This window comes from Protofrankia sp. CiP1_Cm_nod3 (assembly GCF_982290655.1).
The window spans coordinates 5,000-20,301 of sequence record NZ_CEVIVD010000036.1; the positions used below are offsets into that span (position 1 = coordinate 5,000).

13 protein-coding genes are annotated in these 15,302 nt (G+C 71.3%); 7 read left to right on the top strand and 6 right to left on the bottom strand.

What is annotated here, in order from left to right; translation table 11 throughout:
- Both AC5LUJ_RS09670 and AC5LUJ_RS09675 read right to left on the bottom strand, forming a co-directional pair.
- Nucleotides 1–1,683: serine/threonine-protein kinase (locus AC5LUJ_RS09670; protein WP_493464798.1), on the bottom strand; the 1,683-nt coding region annotated here is incomplete at its 3' end.
- A gap of 153 nt (nt 1,684–1,836) precedes the next feature.
- Entirely contained in the window at nt 1,837–2,562 is a 726-nt protein-coding gene (locus tag AC5LUJ_RS09675; RefSeq protein WP_445548232.1) for a PadR family transcriptional regulator, read from the bottom strand.
- Between the two features lie 553 nt (nt 2,563–3,115).
- Between AC5LUJ_RS09675 and AC5LUJ_RS09680 the strand changes: the two genes are divergently transcribed.
- The 5 genes from AC5LUJ_RS09680 to AC5LUJ_RS09700 all read left to right on the top strand — a co-directional run bounded on the left by AC5LUJ_RS09680 (nt 3,116) and on the right by AC5LUJ_RS09700 (nt 7,936).
- Nucleotides 3,116–3,193 carry a putative leader peptide gene (locus AC5LUJ_RS09680; protein WP_445548233.1) on the top strand — a complete coding sequence of 26 codons (78 nt, stop codon included), beginning with the start codon at nt 3,116–3,118 and terminating at the stop codon, nt 3,191–3,193.
- A 321-nt stretch (nt 3,194–3,514) separates the two neighbouring features.
- Nucleotides 3,515–4,513 carry an ABC transporter substrate-binding protein gene (locus AC5LUJ_RS09685; protein ID WP_250284397.1) on the top strand — a complete coding sequence of 333 codons (999 nt, stop codon included), beginning with the start codon at nt 3,515–3,517 and terminating at the stop codon, nt 4,511–4,513.
- 124 nt (nt 4,514–4,637) lie between these two features.
- On the top strand, nt 4,638–5,636 hold the full coding sequence (locus AC5LUJ_RS09690; protein ID WP_250284400.1) for an ABC transporter ATP-binding protein: 999 nt from the start codon (nt 4,638–4,640) through the stop codon (nt 5,634–5,636).
- The gene (locus AC5LUJ_RS09695; protein WP_250284402.1) at nt 5,623–6,489 is read left to right on the top strand and encodes an ABC transporter permease; all 867 of its coding nucleotides are present in this window, start codon (nt 5,623–5,625) and stop codon (nt 6,487–6,489) included. The genes AC5LUJ_RS09690 and AC5LUJ_RS09695 overlap by 14 nt, the downstream gene beginning before the upstream one ends.
- Nucleotides 6,490–6,601: 112 nt before the next feature.
- Nucleotides 6,602–7,936: an LLM class flavin-dependent oxidoreductase gene (locus AC5LUJ_RS09700; RefSeq protein ID WP_250284404.1), complete on the top strand. Its 1,335-nt coding sequence runs from the start codon at nt 6,602–6,604 to the stop codon at nt 7,934–7,936.
- A gap of 114 nt (nt 7,937–8,050) precedes the next feature.
- Here the strand turns inward: AC5LUJ_RS09700 and AC5LUJ_RS09705 are convergent, their stop codons facing one another.
- The gene (locus AC5LUJ_RS09705; RefSeq protein ID WP_250284406.1) at nt 8,051–8,491 is read right to left on the bottom strand and encodes a peptidoglycan-binding domain-containing protein; all 441 of its coding nucleotides are present in this window, start codon (nt 8,489–8,491) and stop codon (nt 8,051–8,053) included.
- A gap of 123 nt (nt 8,492–8,614) precedes the next feature.
- The gene (locus AC5LUJ_RS09710) at nt 8,615–9,679 is read right to left on the bottom strand and encodes a lysylphosphatidylglycerol synthase transmembrane domain-containing protein (RefSeq protein ID WP_250284408.1); all 1,065 of its coding nucleotides are present in this window, start codon (nt 9,677–9,679) and stop codon (nt 8,615–8,617) included.
- Nucleotides 9,680–9,974: 295 nt separating this feature from the next.
- Between AC5LUJ_RS09710 and AC5LUJ_RS09715 the strand changes: the two genes are divergently transcribed.
- Both AC5LUJ_RS09715 and AC5LUJ_RS09720 read left to right on the top strand, forming a co-directional pair.
- Complete coding sequence (locus tag AC5LUJ_RS09715; RefSeq protein WP_250284410.1) at nt 9,975–11,771, top strand: RNA/DNA-binding domain-containing protein; 1,797 nt, start codon at nt 9,975–9,977, stop codon at nt 11,769–11,771.
- Nucleotides 11,772–11,894: 123 nt separating this feature from the next.
- The gene (locus AC5LUJ_RS09720; RefSeq protein ID WP_493464799.1) at nt 11,895–12,935 is read left to right on the top strand and encodes an MBL fold metallo-hydrolase; all 1,041 of its coding nucleotides are present in this window, start codon (nt 11,895–11,897) and stop codon (nt 12,933–12,935) included.
- On the opposite strand, the gene AC5LUJ_RS09725 is transcribed toward AC5LUJ_RS09720, so the two are convergent.
- Both AC5LUJ_RS09725 and AC5LUJ_RS09730 read right to left on the bottom strand, forming a co-directional pair.
- Complete coding sequence (locus AC5LUJ_RS09725) at nt 12,924–15,065, bottom strand: phage holin family protein (protein ID WP_493464800.1); 2,142 nt, start codon at nt 15,063–15,065, stop codon at nt 12,924–12,926. The genes AC5LUJ_RS09720 and AC5LUJ_RS09725 overlap by 12 nt on opposite strands.
- The coding region (locus AC5LUJ_RS09730; protein ID WP_493464801.1) for a hypothetical protein at nt 15,062–15,302 on the bottom strand (241 nt) is incomplete at its 5' end. The genes AC5LUJ_RS09725 and AC5LUJ_RS09730, both read right to left, overlap by 4 nt.

The following is a 15,302-nucleotide window of genomic DNA, read 5'->3' on the forward strand; positions in this document are numbered from 1 at the left end:
CGGCGCGGCCGCGGCGGAGCGTCCGGCGGCCGGTGCCGGCCTGCGGGCGCCGGCCGCGTCCGCCGGGACGGTGTCGCCTGAGCCGGCGCCGTCCGAGCTGGTGCCGGCGGCTGCCTGCGCGCTGGGGGGCGTGTCCGGCGGTGCGGTGGACGGCGCCGCCGACGCCGGGCTCTGCGTCGGCGGCGCCGCGGTGGGGCCGGCCGCCCGCGCCGTGGTGGCGCCGTGCGACGTCGTCGCCGGGCGCGCGCTGACGGTTGCCTCGCTGTCGTCACCGACGGCCCACAGCAGGGCACCGGTACCCACGGCCAGGAACGCGACCGCGGCGACGGCGGCGAGGACAGCCGGGGGAAGGCGCCGGCGCCTGGCTGGTCGGGCCGGCCCGCCCAGGGCGCTGTCCGGCCACTGGCCGAACGGCCGCGCGCCGGGCGGCGGTGGGGCGGATGCGCCCGCCCGCCCGGAGTACGCGGGCGCCGTGCCGTCCAGCGACGGTACGTGGGCGACGGCGGTGGGCGCCTGGCTGACATCCGGGGCCGCCGCCGGCGGGGTGCTCCAGGGGCGGTCGACGGGCGGCACGGCCCCGGGCACGGCGGCATCGCCCGCCCGCCGCGGAGCCACGATCGTCGCGTCCCCGGGCAGCGGCGCGGCCGCGCCCTGGCCGGCCCCGCCGCCGGCCGCGGGACCGATGGCACCGACACCGGCGCCGTCCGGCACGAAGGCGCCCGCGGCGCCGTCCGGCACGAAGGCGCCCGCGGCGGCGTCCGGCACGAAGGCGCCCGGCACGGCACCGCCCGCGGCGGAGACGTCCTGCACGGCAGCACCCGGCACGGCGGCGCCGCCCGGCGCGGGGACGGCGGCCGCGGCCACGGGCTGGAAGCCGGACGCCGCCAGCTCGGCCAGCGCCCGCTCGACCGCGTCCGCCGTCGGACGCCGCGCCGGCGCCTTGGCGAGCATGCCGGCGATCACATCCCACAGTGCCGGTGACAGGCCGGGTATGGGCTGCGGCGCGTCCTCCATGTGGGCGCGCAGGAGCGCGACCGGGTGCGGGGCGGAGAACGGCGGGTGGCCGGCGAGGAGCTCGTACAGCATGACTCCCGCGCTGTAGACATCGGCCGGCGGCTGCGCGTGCTCCCGGTGGGCCAGTTCCGGCGCCATGTACATCGGCGTCCCGATCATCCCGGTGAGGCGGGTCAGGGACGGCCCGTGCGCCAGCCGGGCGACCCCGAAGTCGGTCAGGCGGGCCTGCGGATCGTCGGGATCGGTGACGTCGACAAGCACATTGGCGGGTTTGAGGTCACGGTGGACGACCCCCGCCGTGTGCACGGTGCTCAGCGCGCGCAGCACCTGGCGGGTCAGGGCGACCGCCGTGGCCACCTCGAGTGTGCCGCGTTCACGCAGGTAGACCCGCAGATCGACACCGTTGACGAGGTCCATCACGATCGCCAGGGTGTCGCCTTCGACGACGAGGTCCCGGACGGTGACCAGGTGTGGGTCGCTGAAGCCGAGCAGCATGGAGCGTTCCTGGACGAACCTGGCGACGACCTCGGGATCGTCGGCGAGTTCCCCGCGCAGCACCTTCACCGCGACCGGGCGGTCGCCGTCGACCGTGGATCCCCGCCAGACCTGGCCGAACGCGCCGCGGCCGATCGGTTCGTGCAGGACGTAGCCAGAGCCCAGCTTCCGCATGGCAGAAGTGCCCCTTCCCCCCAAAGAAAACTGTGCCCATCCCATCACCTGGGGCTATTGGGGGTGAAACCGACACTCCGTACCATGCCGGGTGGAGCTACCGGGGGCGTTAGCGGGTATCGGCCGAGGCCGCTCGCGGCCGGGCGGGCCGGGTCAGCCCGGCCGGCCGTCGTCCCCGGCGGCTTCGCTGTCATCCGGTCCGGTGGGGAAGTCCTCGGCGAGGATGCGGTAGAGCGCCCGCCGGGCATCCACGAGGATCTTCCGGGCGGCCTGGAGCTGGGCGTCGCTGCCGGTCTGGGCGACCTGCACGACGGCCGCGCCCACGCCGAACGCCAGCGACCGCAGGTCGGTCAGGTCGTGGTTGGCGGCGGCCGCGGCGGTCTCCCAGGGCTTGGGCTCGTCCGCGTGGGCGTCGGTGTGGGCACGGCCCGCGTCGGTGAGGTGGAACACCCGCTTGCCGTCGCTTTCCTCGGCGTGGACGAGCCCTTCGTCGGTGAGCAGTTGCAGGACGGGGTAGACCGAGCCAGGACTCGGCCGCCAGGCGCCCTGGCTGCGTTCGGTGAGTTCGTTGATGATCTGATAGCCGTGCATCGGTGCCTCCGCGAGCAGGGCGAGGACAGCCGCCCGGACGTCGCCGCGCCTGACCTTCGCGCCGCGGCCGCGGCCGCCGGGGAAGAAGCCCCGGGCGCCGGGACCGAAGCCGGGGCCGGGGGGGAAGCCCGGCCCGGGGAAGCCGGGACCGAACGGGATGCCGCCAGGGCCGAACGGGACACCGCCAGGGCCGAACGGGACGCCGCCGCCGGGCCCGCCATGCCTGCCGGGCCCGCCGTATCCACCGTGCCTGCCGTGGTGCCAGCCGCCTCGATCGTCGGCGGCCACTGCCCGGAGGCGGTCGGAGCCGCGGCTGCCATGCCTGCCGTGGCCCCAGGACCATGGTCCAGGAAATTCCGGTGCGTACATGATAATTCTCCAGTCGTTGTATCGCGTACGCTCACGATATATCGCGATGCACCGTTGGGCAAGCCATCGCGAGCCCGGGCCGCCACCGGCATCGCTGGTGCTGGTGCTGGTGCCGATGCCGATGGCGGTGGCGGTACGGGCGTCGGTCCCGCCGGTGCCGCTGATACGGGTGGGTGTCGTCGGTGCCGGCAGGGCTGTCGGTGCTGACGGTGCGGGTGCCGGGGCGAACTCGCCGATCCCGTGGCCAGGCCGCCGGTGAGCCCGGGCCGCCGGCGGCCGGGTGGCCCCGCCCGGCCGGAACCATCCCCCTGAATAAGCGTCACGCGGCGTGTCTGGAATTAGGCATTCTCGGAAAATAATCAGATTCTCAAAGTAGCCGGACGGCTACGTTCTTGTCCGCGTGCCTGACGCCGCGCGGAATTCTTGGTCAACTTGTTGACAACCCGGCTTGTAGACTGACATAGTGCACAACATGCCAAGGGATATCGGCCTGTCAGTCCGGCGTGCGGTGGATTTCCTCCGCGTCGCCAGCGCCATGTGTTCCGCCTGACCCGCTGTTCTCTTCGGCCGGCCGGCGCGGCCCGGCATGTATTCCGCGTCCGTTCCGCCTTTTCTTCCCGCTGGTCTTATCTCCGCTGTTCCGGCAGGCGGGTGCCGCGCCGGCAGCGTCGCCCCGATTTTCTGCGGCGGTCATCTTCGTGTCGCGTACAACTGTGATCTGACAGTTTATTCCAACGGTACCGTCGATCGATGTCGCTCCGCCGCCGCCCGGGACCGTGCCGGCCGCTGACCGGTCCGCAGACAAACCCGAGAGGAATTCGACCTCACCATGCAGCGCAGTGTTCGACGTGCCATTCGACGCCGACCGGGGGTGCTGCCAGCAGCCGTCGCCCTGGTAGCGACGCTGATTCTGGCGGCCTGCGGGCAGAGCGACGGCGGCGATGCCGCCAGGACCGAACAGACCGAACTGCGTTATCAGGGCTCCGTCGGCCAGGTCACACCGGTCGAGCTCGCCGCGGATCTCGGCTACCTCGGCCCCATAAAGCTCAAGTGGATCGGTAACACGATCAGCGGCCCGCAGGACATCCAGTCGACCGCCACCGGTGACGTCGACTTCGGTAGCGCGTTCAACGGGGCAATCATCAAGCTGATCGCCGCGGGCTCGCCGATCAAATCGGTGGTCGGTAGCTACGGAATCGACCAGAACACCTTCGGCGGCTTCTACGTTCTCGACGGGAGCCCGATCACGTCACCTCGTGACCTGTTCGGGAAGAAAATCGGCATGAACACGCTGGGCGCGCACTACGAGGCAATCCTGGACGAATACCTCAAGCGGGGCGGTCTCAGCCAGGACGAGATCAAAAAAGTGATACCGACGGTTGTCCCGCCGGTGAACACCGAGCAGTCGCTGCGCGAGAAGCAGATCGACGTCGCGGTCCTCGGCGGAATTCTGCGGGACAAGGCGCTGGCCCGGGGCGGGATTCACCCGTTGTTCAGCGACTACGACCTCTTCGGTTCGTTCACGGCTGGCAGCTACGTGCTCCGCGAGGATTTCATCAGGAAGAACCCGACGACGACCAGGCAGTTCGTCGAGGGTGTGGGCAAGGCCGTCGAATGGTCCAGGACGACTCCTCGCGACCAGGTCATCGCCCGCTTCAAGGACATCATCGCCAAGCGTGACCGCAAGGAGGACGCAACCGCCATCCAGTACTTCAAGGGATACGGGGTCGCCGGCCGGGGCGGGCTCATCGCGGACGCCGACTTCACCCGGTGGACCGGCTGGTTGAAAGCGAACGGCCAGCTGAAGAAGGACATCACCCCGGCCGAGCTCTTCACCAACGACTTCAACCCGTTCCGGGTGCCCTCCTGACGGAGCCGTTCCCGGCGGAACCGAGCCGCTGCCCCGCTCCGGACGCGGGATTCCCGGTGCCCAGCCGTCCCAGCCGTCGTGGCACCGGGAACCATCCTTCACCGACACCGAGAGATGATCGGCAATGAGCACGATAGAATTCAGGAACGTCACGAAGAATTTCGCCGTCCGCGATCACGGAAATCTCCGCAACACCGTCAGCGAGTTCACCGCGGTCGACAACGTGAACCTGCGCATCCGCAGCGGCGAGTTCCTGGCCCTGGTCGGCCCCAGCGGCTGCGGGAAGTCCACCCTGCTGGACATCCTCGGCGGACTGACCAGCGTGAGCGATGGTCAGGTCCTCGTCGACGACAGCCCGGTCACCGGCCCCGGCCTCGACCGGGGGATCGTCTTCCAGCAGTATGCGCTGTTCCCGTGGCGGACCGCCCTCGGCAACGTCGAATTCGGCCTTGAGGCCAAGAAGGTGGCGCGGTCGCAACGTTCGGCCCTGGCCCGGCACTACCTCGACCTCGTCGGGCTCAGCGGTTTCGAACATCGATATCCCCACGAGCTGTCGGGTGGTATGAAACAACGGGTGGCGATCGCGCGGAGCCTGGCCTACGACCCGGCGGTCCTCCTGCTCGACGAGCCTTTCGCCGCGTTGGACGCCCAGACCAGAGAAACCCTGCAGGACGAGCTCCTGCGGATCTGGGCCAAGACCGGCAAGACGATTCTTTTCGTCACCCACGGCATCGACGAGGCCGTCTATCTCGGTCAGCGGGTCGCGGTGATGACCTCCCGGCCCGGCCGGATCAAGCAGATCGTCGACATCCCCATCACCGCCCGCGCGGACGGGACCGACCTGCGTTCCGATCCCGATTTCGTCCGCTACCGGCACGAGGTCTGGGAGCTGCTGCGCGAGGAGGTGGCCAGAGCTCAGCAGGCCGAACGTGACGAACAGTCGGCAGGTGAGCGGGCATCCTTCGGCGGCGGGCCGGCCCGCCGCGGTGCGGCCGGCACGGCGCCCACGAAGGCCGCCGGGCTCACTGGGCCCGCCGGGCCCGCCGGGCCCGGCGGGCACACAAAGGCGGAGGGGCACGCGGGACAGGCGGAGAAGGAAGTGACCAGCGTTGGCCATCGTTGAGGACACCCGTACCGAGGCCGGAAGCCGGCTTTCCCCAGCTGCCGCGTCACCGGCCGCCGCCGCTCGCCGCGGCTGGCTGTCCAGGGCCGGCCGGATCGCCGGCGGGCTCTCCCGCCGGGTGGTGGGAATTCTGATCCTGCTGGCGGCCTGGGAAACGCTCCCGCGGCTCGGGGTGGTCGACCGTGTGTTCCTGCCGCCCTTCTCCGAGGTTGCCGACGAATGGGTGGCGCTGCTTCGCAGCGGTGACCTGTGGGAGCACACCTCCGCCAGCCTCACCCGGGCGGCCAGCGGCTTTGCCATCGCCATCCTGATCGCGCTGCCGCTGGGACTGCTCATCGGCTGGTTCCGGCTGGTGGCCCAGTTCCTCAACCCGGTGCTCGAGGTCTTCCGCAACACCGCTCCGCTGGCCCTGCTGCCGGTGTTCGTGCTGATTTTCGGGCTGGGTGAGACCTCGAAGATCGCCATCATCGTCTATGCCTGCGTCTGGCCCGTGCTGCTGAACACGATCAGCGGTGTCCAGGGTGTGGACCCCCTGCTCGTGAAATCCGCACGGTCGATGGGGCTGTCATCGGTACGGCTGTTCCAGAAGGTCATTCTTCCGGCCGCCGTCCCGACGATTTTCACGGGTGTCCGGCTGGCCGGAGCCTACGCGATCCTGATACTCGTCGCGGCCGAGCTGGTCGGCGCCAAGGCCGGGCTCGGCTATCTGATCAACTATGCCCAGTCGAACTTCGCGATCCCCGAGATGTACGCGGGGATCATCACGGTCGCGGCTGTCGGCCTCGTCATCAACCAGGCCCTGCTCGCCCTGGAACGGCGCTTCACGAGGTGGCGGGTGACCTCGAACTCGTAATGTCGCGCCGGGCAACGCGGCCGGCATCCGTGGATCGCCCGCACGGATGCCGGCTCCGTCGGAGCAGCCGTTCACCTGTCCGTAGGAAGCCGCCCGTGGAAAGAGGAACGTCATGTCTGCCGCCGGCAACCGGAAATTCCACCTCAACGCGTTCCTGATGAACGCCGGGCACCACGACGCCGCCTGGCGTCACCCCCGGGCCCAGCCCGAACGCGCCACCGACCTGGCCTACTTCCAGGAGCTCGCGCGCACGGCCGAGCGAGGCAGGCTCGACTCCCTCTTCCTGGCCGACGGGCTGGCGCTGTGGGGCAAGGTCCGGTACAACGTGCTGGGCGGCTTCGAGCCGGTCACCCTGCTCTCCGCGCTGGCCACGGTCACCGAGCGCATCGGCCTGATCGCCACCGTCTCGACGACCTACAACGAGCCGTTCCACGTCGCCCGTAAGTTCGCCTCCCTCGACCACATCAGCGGCGGGCGGGCCGGCTGGAACATCGTCACCTCCGGCAGCCTCGACGAGGCCCGAAACTTCGGGCTGGACGAGCACCCTGAGCACGGCCTGCGGTACGCCCGGGCCCGGGAGTTCGTCGAGGTCGCCACCAAGCTGTGGGACAGCTGGGAGGACGACGCCCCGATCATCGACCGGGCGGGCGGGATCTACGCCGACACCAGCAGGATTCGCCAGGTGGGGCACGTCGGCGAGTTCTTCCGCGTCCAGGGGCCGTTGAACGTCCAGCGTTCCCCGCAGGGCTATCCGCTGCTGGTCCAGGCGGGCTCGTCCGAGGACGGCAAGGAGTTCGCGGCCCAGTACGCCGAGGCGGTCTTCACCGCCCAGCAGACCCTCGCCGACGGCCAGACCTTCTACAAGGACCTCAAGTCACGCCTGGCCCGCTACGGGCGCGCGCCCGAGGACGTGAAGATCCTTCCCGGCATCTGCCCGGTCATCGGCGCCACCGAGGCCCAGGCCCGGGAGCTGGAGGAGGAGCTCACGGCGCTGCAGATCCCCGAGTACGGCCTGGCGCAGCTGTCGAACATGGTCGGCGTCGACCTCACCGGCCTCCCGCTGGACGGGCCGCTGCCCGGCCTGCCCGACGAGCGGGACATCAACGGCAACAAGAGCCGGTTCACCCTGGTCAGCGAGCTCGCCCGCCGCGACGGACTGAACCTCCGGCAGCTGATCGCCAGGCTGGGCGGCGGCCGCGGGCACCGCGTCTTCGCCGGCACGCCGGAACAGGTCGCCGACCAGCTCGAGGAGTGGTTCACCCAGGACGCGGCCGACGGCTTCAACATCATGCCGCCGTTCCTGCCCGGCGGGCTGACGGACTTCGTCGACCTGGTGATACCGATCCTGCAACATCGTGGCCTGTTCCGCACCGAGTACACCGGACGCACCCTGCGCGACCACTACGGCCTGCCCCGCCCCGCGAACCGCCTGGCCATCCAGGCCTGACCGCCGGGCTGAGCCGAGCCGGCGTCGCCGTCGGGCGGGTGGGGCGGCGCCGGTGGGCGGGGCCGGTGCCCACCGGTGCCCACCGGTTCGCGTCCGGTCGCGGGCTGGTCGTGTTCAGTTGCCCGGTTCGTCCCTGACGAGACGGTTCCAGGTGACAGGACCGACGATCCCGTCGGCGGTGATGCCGGCGTGCCGCTGGAAGTCGCGTACCCAGGCGTCCGTCCGCCGGCCGAAGACGCCGTCCACGGGGAGGAAGTCCCCGGGGTCGCTGATCCGGGCGTTCGCCTGGTCCTGGACGGCGCGTACCGCGTCACCCTTCTCGCTCCGGTCGCCGTCACGAACGGTGACGATGAGCGCCGGCCAGCTCTGGTCACCGACGGTGCCGTCGACCGCGATTCCGGCGGACGACTGGAAGGCGCGCACCGCCGCCTCGGTCGCCGGCCCGAAGACGCCGTCGACTGCCACCGAATATCCGTGCGCGCGTAGCAGGTACTGGATGCTCTGTACTGGTTCGCCGCTGCTGCCGTTCTTCTGCAGGGGCCAGGTCGCGGACATGCGTGAGCCTCCTCGGCGGTTGGTTCCTGGGCGACCGGTGGTGGCCACCTAGAAACACTATGAGCGATGATCTGATATCTGTCAGTCACACATCCGGCCGGGATGGCTGCCCACGTCAGGTTGTCAGGTCGGGATCTCCTCGTTGATCGTGCTCGGGTCGTTCCACGGCCGTTGCCGCGGCAGCTTGCGGTGCCGCAGCGACCCCGTCCGCAGGGACAGGTAGGCCACGGCCGAGAGCGGGATGGGCAGCCAGAAGTTCGCCAGCCGCCAGGTGACGACCCCCAGCAGCGCCACAGCCCGGGTCGAGCCGAACCCGACCAGGGTGGGGACGAGCACCCCTTCGATGATCCCGAGCCCGCCGGGGGAGATCGGGACGGCGGCCAGCACGTTGGCGAGCCCGTAGGCGACCAGCAGGCCGTCCACGGACGCGGCGTAGCCGTAGGCGTACAGGAACACCCACAGGGAGGAGGCTGCGAGCAGCCAGTTCGCCGCCGCCCACAGCGTCGCCCTGGCGAGCAGGAGCCTGTCCGCGCCGAGGACCCGCAGCCGGTCGGCAAAGGTGCGCACCAGCTGTTCGGCGCCGTCCGGTGACAGGCCCGGCGCGCGGTGGGCGACGGAACGCACGACACGGGCGGTTCGTTCACTGCCCCGGGTGAGAAGTATCACGCCGACGAAGACGATGGCGATCAGTAACGTCCCCACCGCCGCGGCCGTGCCGTAGATCGGGTTGCCGCCCCGGGTCGGGATGGAGATCAGCAGGCCGATCCACAGGATCACGTTCAGGACGACCGCCGAGCCCGCGCCCTGGATCGTCGCGGCGGACACCGCCTCGGACGCGCCGACCCCGGCGCCGCGTTGCAGGCGGTAGCGCAGCGCGCTCGCGGTGGCGGCACCGCCGGGCAGCATGTGGCTGACACCGAGGGTCGTCAGGTCGATCCGGAGCAGCGTCCACAGCGACGGCCGGCCCTCCCGGGCGAGCACACTGCGGGTCAGCATCGCGTAGGCGAGCAGGGATGCCGCCTCCAGGACCAGGCCGAGCACCAGGAAGCGCGGCTCCACGTCGGAGAACGTCTCCAGCGCCTTGCGCGCACCGGCAAGCTGCGGCAGCACCGCGTATTCGATGATCAGTGCCAGTATCACGACCGCGGCGCCCCGGCGCAGCCACCGGGGCACCCGCAGCACCGTCATCGGCTCGCACCCGCGGACGCCGTCACCGTCGCCGTCGCCGTCGCACCCGAATGATCATCGGTGGACCACTGTGGGCAGCGTCGCGAGCGCGGACAGCGCCATGCGGGCCGGCGGCGGGACGTCGTTGTTGTGAGACCACACATCGCATCTCATGGTGGCCCATCGATGCTCTCGTCTACCCCGTCACCACACGAGAACACGGGAATCCGTTCGTACGCCGCTGAACGTTCAGATCATCCGCCCTGGAAGGGGTAGGTCTATAATTCGTGGCCATGAACTACCGATCCGATGGCCGATGGATGACCTCGCTGTGATTTCCTCCTGGCAGGACCCCCGGCGCGCGGAGGCGTCGAGGGCGCTCACGGCTGTCCATGCCGGCGTCCGGGCCGGTGATGTCGAGACCGAGACGTTGGACTTCAAGGAAGACCAGTCCAGGCGCTCCGTGAACGGCCCGCCGACGGCAGGTGGTACCCAGCACGAGCCGACCGCTCGCGATCTTGCTGATTCCGCGTGCTGCTTCGCGAACGCCCGCGGCGGCGTCGTCATCGTCGGAGTCGAGGACAAGCGTGGCGGCCCGGCCGCGTTCGTGGGTACCGCGCTGAACCCCGAATGGCTGCGGCACCGCATCTGGGAGCTCACCGATCCGCATCTGGCCGTCGACGTGGAAGCGGTCACGGCGGCGAGCGGAGCACGCCTGCTGACCATCGTCGTCAGCGCGGGCCTGACCGCGCACCGGGTCCCCGGCGGCCGGTACAAGCACCGGGTCGGCACGCACTGCGTGGAGATGAGCAGTGTGGATCACACCGCTCTGGTGCGCCGCCACGTCGACTGGTCGGCCGAGCCGACGACGATGCGGTTCGACGATGTCGACATAGCGGCCCTGCTGGTGGCCCGTCAGGTGCTGCGGGCCGCTGAGGAGACGAGCCGGGTCGCCCTGACGTCCCGGCCGGACGAGGAACTGCTGCGTGCTCTCGGGGTTCTCGACTCCACGACCGGGACGCTGACCCGCGCGGGGGCCCTGCTGTTCGCGGTGACGGACCGGCAGCAGTCACATCTCGACTATGTCCGGCGGGCCCGGCCGGGAGCCGACGCGCTCATCCGCCTCGACGAGCCCGGCCGTCCGCTGCTGGTCGAGTTCAACGAGATCGAGCTCTCCATCCGGCTGGCGAACCAGCGTGTGCACGCGGTGCGCCTGGGCGCCCGGGGCATCGGCGAGGCGATCCCCGGTGCCGCGGCCCGGGAGGCGATCGTCAACGCGATCATGCACCGGGACTGGGAACGGCCGGAGCCGATCACCATCGAGCACCTGGGCGACCAGCTCGTCGTCACCTCACCGGGACGCTTCCCACCGGGCGTGGACGCGTCGAACGTCCTGACCACGACATCCCGGTCGGCCAATCCGCATCTCGCCAACGTCATGCGCAGCCTGCGGCTGGCCGAGCGGGAGGCGATCGGGGTGGACCGCATGTACCGGGAGATGATCCTGCTCGGCCACCGGCCACCAGTGATCACCCAGACGGTGGACAGCGTCCGCTGCGTACTGATCGGCGGTGATCCGGTGGAGCCGGTCACCGATCTGACCTCGTTGTTGAGCGCCGACGCGCGAGCCGACGTGGACGTCGTGCTGATCATTCACCGGCTCCTGGACCATCCGCGGGCGGACGAGCGGGTGCTGGCCCCGCTGCTGCAGAAAACCTCCGAAGAGGCGGCGGAGGCGTTGGCCCGAGCCCGGCGCGAAATCGTCGACGACGATTCGGCACTGATCGTTCCGGTGCACGCGGGTGGTACGGGCGGCGGTGGATTCCGGCTCGGCAACCGGGCCCGTGAGCTGCTCGCCGCCCGGCTGCCCTACTTCGACGTTCCGCCGAAGGAGGTCAAGCCCTTCGCGGTGGAGCTGGTCGGTGACCAGGGGGCGGTGCGGACACGCGACCTCATCGAGTACTGCGGGCTGCGCTCGGTTCAGGCGTCGAGGGTGCTCGGTGAGCTGCGGGACGACGGGGTGCTGGTCGTCGGCTCGGTGCGGACGGTCGGTCAGGGCGTCTTCTACGTCGCCGGCCCGCGCTTCCCCACCACGGCCCCGCCCCCGGGATGAGCGCCGGCGGCCAGGCCGCCCAGTTCCAGGTGCTCCACCTGCTCTTTTCCTCCGTTCCATCGTGTCCCTCTTCTCCATCGTGTCAACGGATCTGTCGCCTCGGACCCGGGGCACGGAGCCGGAATGAGCCGCCAGCGGCCGGGAGCGTCGGCGGCGGTCCCGGCGAGGAGCGCACGAGCGACGGCACGCCGCGGGCACACTGGTGGGGTGGACGTCACCTGGTGGGGGCACAGCACGGTTGTGATCGCCGACGCGGGTACGCGGCTGGTGACCGATCCGGTGTTCGGGCCGCGTATCGCCCATCTGCGCCGGCGGGCCGGCGCGCGCCCGGCGGCGCAGGCCGCGCGGGTCGACGCCGCGGTCGTCTCGCATCTGCACGCCGATCATCTCGACATCCCGTCGCTGAAGCTGCTCCCGCCGACGGTGCCGATCATTCTGCCGCGCGGCGGCGCCGCCCTGCTGGCCCGCCGGCACCCGGCACTCGCCGAGCGCTGCGTGGAGATGGTGCCCGGCGACCGCGTCCGGGTGACTTCCCGTGATGACATGACCGGTCTGGACGTGCTGGCGGTGCCGGCCGAGCACGACGGTTCGCGGGGGCCGTGGTCGCGCCATCGTGGCCCGGCGCTCGGATTCGTGGTGACCGGCAGCCGGACGGTGTGGTTCGCCGGGGACACCGCCCTGCACGACGCCATGGCCGATCTTGCCCCGCTCGGCATCGACATCGCTCTCGTCCCGGTCGGTGGCTGGGGGCCCAGCCTCGGCCCCGGGCATCTCGACCCGGCCGGCGCGATCGAGGCGGTCCGCCGAACGCTGGGCCCGCGACCGGTCCGCCCGCCAGCGCTCTCCCCGCCAGCGCTCTCCCCGCCGACGGTCTCCGCACCGGCGGTCTCCGTCCAGCCGGTCTCCCCACGGACGCTCTCCGCCCGGCCGGCGGTGGCGATACCGATCCACTACGGGACCTTCTGGCCGATCGGCTTCGACCGGGTGCGTCCCGACCGTTTCCACGAGCCCGGACGCGAGTTCGCCCGGCTGGCCGCCACCGCCACCGACCTGCCCGCCGAGGTGCGCGTCCTCACCCACGGCGAATCCCTGAATATCGCCGAATCACGCGAACGAGGGAACAAACGGTTGCTGCAGCAGCCACTTCCACCCTCATTCTCCTGATCGGACCTCATTCTCCTGATCGGAAAGGGGCGGGCGGGGCGCGGGCAGCGGGTCGCGGCGCAGCCCGAGCCGTTCCAGCCAGCGGACGAGCTGGTGGTGGACGGCGTCCGGGCCCTCGAGCGGGCCGGGTACGGCCGGCCAGCCCGCCGGGTACAGCAGCACGGCCCGGGTCTGGTCCCCGCCGATCCCGCCGTGGCAGCCGACGAGCTCCTCGAACGCGGCGACCTCCCGGGTGCCGGGGTCGATCCGGCTCATGACGACGATGTCGCCGACGTTGTGCATCCGCTGGTGGCGCAGCAGGTCCGCGGCGGCCCGCGAGCCGTACCCGAGCAGCGGGTTGGTGCCCTCGACCACCCCGGTCTCCAGGAACATCCGGCCCTGGGCGCCGAAGGCGACCGGTCCGTGCCCCCGGCAGCGCAGCACGACGAACCCGACCCCCGGGTGGTCGATCAGCCCGCGGACGAGCGCCGGGTGCAGGAACTCCATCTGCTCGAGATCGGCGCGGCCGGCCACCTGCGGCAGGTAGACCATGGCCAGGTTCCCGGACGCGACCACGACGAGATCCGGCCGCTGCGGGTCGAGGGTGACCTCCAGCCGGGACGGGCCGAGGGTGACCTGCCCGTCGTCGGTGCGGCGGCGCAGCATCAGCCGTCCCGGCCCGGTGCCGTCCCCGCCGCCGGTGACCTCGGTGAGCAGGGTGTTCACCGGGCCCCAGCCCTCGGCGGTCCCGGTCGCGGCGGCAGCGGCCGCCCCCGGCGTCAGCAGGCCGCGGACGGTGTCCTCCAGGGACCGCCCGTAGCGCTGGCGGAACGTCGCGCCCTGGCTCTGCCCGTGGTCGGACAGGACGACGATCTCGTACGTGCGCTCGACGGCGCTGGCGATCCGCTCGAGCATCGCCAGCACCCGGTCGACGCCCTCCAGCGTCTGCAGCGACTCCCGCCGGTTGGGCCCGGCATGGTGGGCGACCTCGTCGTAGTCGACGAAGTCGCAGAACACCACGGGCACGCCGCGGGCCATCTGCTCGGCGATGAACGTGACGTTGAGGTCGCGCAGCAGGACGTTGGTCAGCCCGCGCAGCGCCACGTACGAGCCACCGCGGCGGACCCGGGGGAAGATGTTGTCGCGGCGCTGCTTGCGGGCCTGGTGCACCTCTTTGATCATCTCGCCGATGGTCAGGACCAGCGAGCGGGCGAGCCCCTGCGGGCTGGCCGCGAACGAGGCGTAGCCGCGGGCCCGGCGGCCGGGCAGACCGGCCTGGCTGACGGTGAGCAGGCTGTGCGGCGCGTCGCCGGAGAAGACGTTGCTGATGCTGACCCCGCCGTCGGCGAGCAGGCCACGCCCGTCGCTGAACCCCCGCTCGATCTCGGCGGCGTCCCGCGGCCGGTTGGTGACCACCAGCCGGCCGGCCTTCTTGTCGTACCAGCGGAAGGCGGGGACGTGGCCGGACGCGCCGTGCAGGATGCCGGCCTGGCTGGTCGGGGTCGTCGAGGGCATGCCGGTGTGCCATTCGACGAAGCGGTGCGAGCCGCCGCGGACCCAGCGGCTGAGCGTGGGCAGGTTACCGGCCGTGACCGCCCATCGCAGCAGCGGCGCGGACAGGCCGTCGATCTGCACGATGACGACTCCCGGGCCGTCGAACGGGCTGCCGTCCCCGCCGCCACCGTAGCGGGCGACCTGTCGCATGACCTCGCTGCTGAACGTCCCGTCGCTGCCGGCGTCGGCCAGCCAGCCGACAACCGCCGAGATCACCGCGGTGCCCCAGGCGACCCCGACGGCCGCGCCGAAACTGCTGGAGATCACCTCTGGTTCGATACGCAGCGCGATGTAGATCACTAGGGTCTGCGCGAACAGGCCGATCAGTGGCACGGCGATCCCGCCGAGAGCGACCGCCAGGGCGACGAGCACCGGCCGCAGCAACGCGCCCACCAGGGTGAGAATGACCACCAGACGCATCAGCGCGCCGAAGCCGTTGATCTCGATACCGGGCAGGAACTCCAGGGACAGGCCGAGCGCGAGCCCGCTCGCCACGACGGACCGGGTGACGCGCAGAAGGCGGTGCGGCGTCGGCTTCATGTCGCGCAGCACGATGCCGGCGAGGCGCAGCCGTCCCCGCAGCAGCCTCCCGATCACGGCGAGGCGCCGCCCGCGCTCGCGCCCGCGTCCGGGCAGGGCGGGGCGGGACCGCGTAGCGGCGTCGGTGCCGTCGGCACCGGTGTGACCCACAACCATGGCCAGCGCAGAGTAGAGCGCCGGTCAAGCGGCGCGGACAGCGCCCGCGCCCGTCCGCGCGGATCACGCGCCGGGCGAGTTCGCCGTTCGGCGCGTCCGCCGGCCGGGTGGACGTACGCGATGACGGACTTCTGGTGA

Bases quoted from the DNA above. Each gene is read 5' to 3' on its own strand.
- AC5LUJ_RS09680 (WP_445548233.1), top strand. From the start codon at position 3,116: ATGCCAAGGGATATCGGCCTGTCAGTCCGGCGTGCGGTGGATTTCCTC.
- AC5LUJ_RS09690 (WP_250284400.1), top strand. From the start codon at position 4,638: ATGAGCACGATAGAATTCAGGAACGTCACGAAGAATTTCGCCGTCCGC.
- AC5LUJ_RS09700 (WP_250284404.1), top strand. From the start codon at position 6,602: ATGTCTGCCGCCGGCAACCGGAAATTCCACCTCAACGCGTTCCTGATG.
- AC5LUJ_RS09705 (WP_250284406.1), bottom strand. From the start codon at position 8,491: ATGTCCGCGACCTGGCCCCTGCAGAAGAACGGCAGCAGCGGCGAACCA.
- AC5LUJ_RS09710 (WP_250284408.1), bottom strand. From the start codon at position 9,679: ATGACGGTGCTGCGGGTGCCCCGGTGGCTGCGCCGGGGCGCCGCGGTC.
- AC5LUJ_RS09715 (WP_250284410.1), top strand. From the start codon at position 9,975: ATGGATGACCTCGCTGTGATTTCCTCCTGGCAGGACCCCCGGCGCGCG.
- AC5LUJ_RS09720 (WP_493464799.1), top strand. From the start codon at position 11,895: ATGAGCCGCCAGCGGCCGGGAGCGTCGGCGGCGGTCCCGGCGAGGAGC.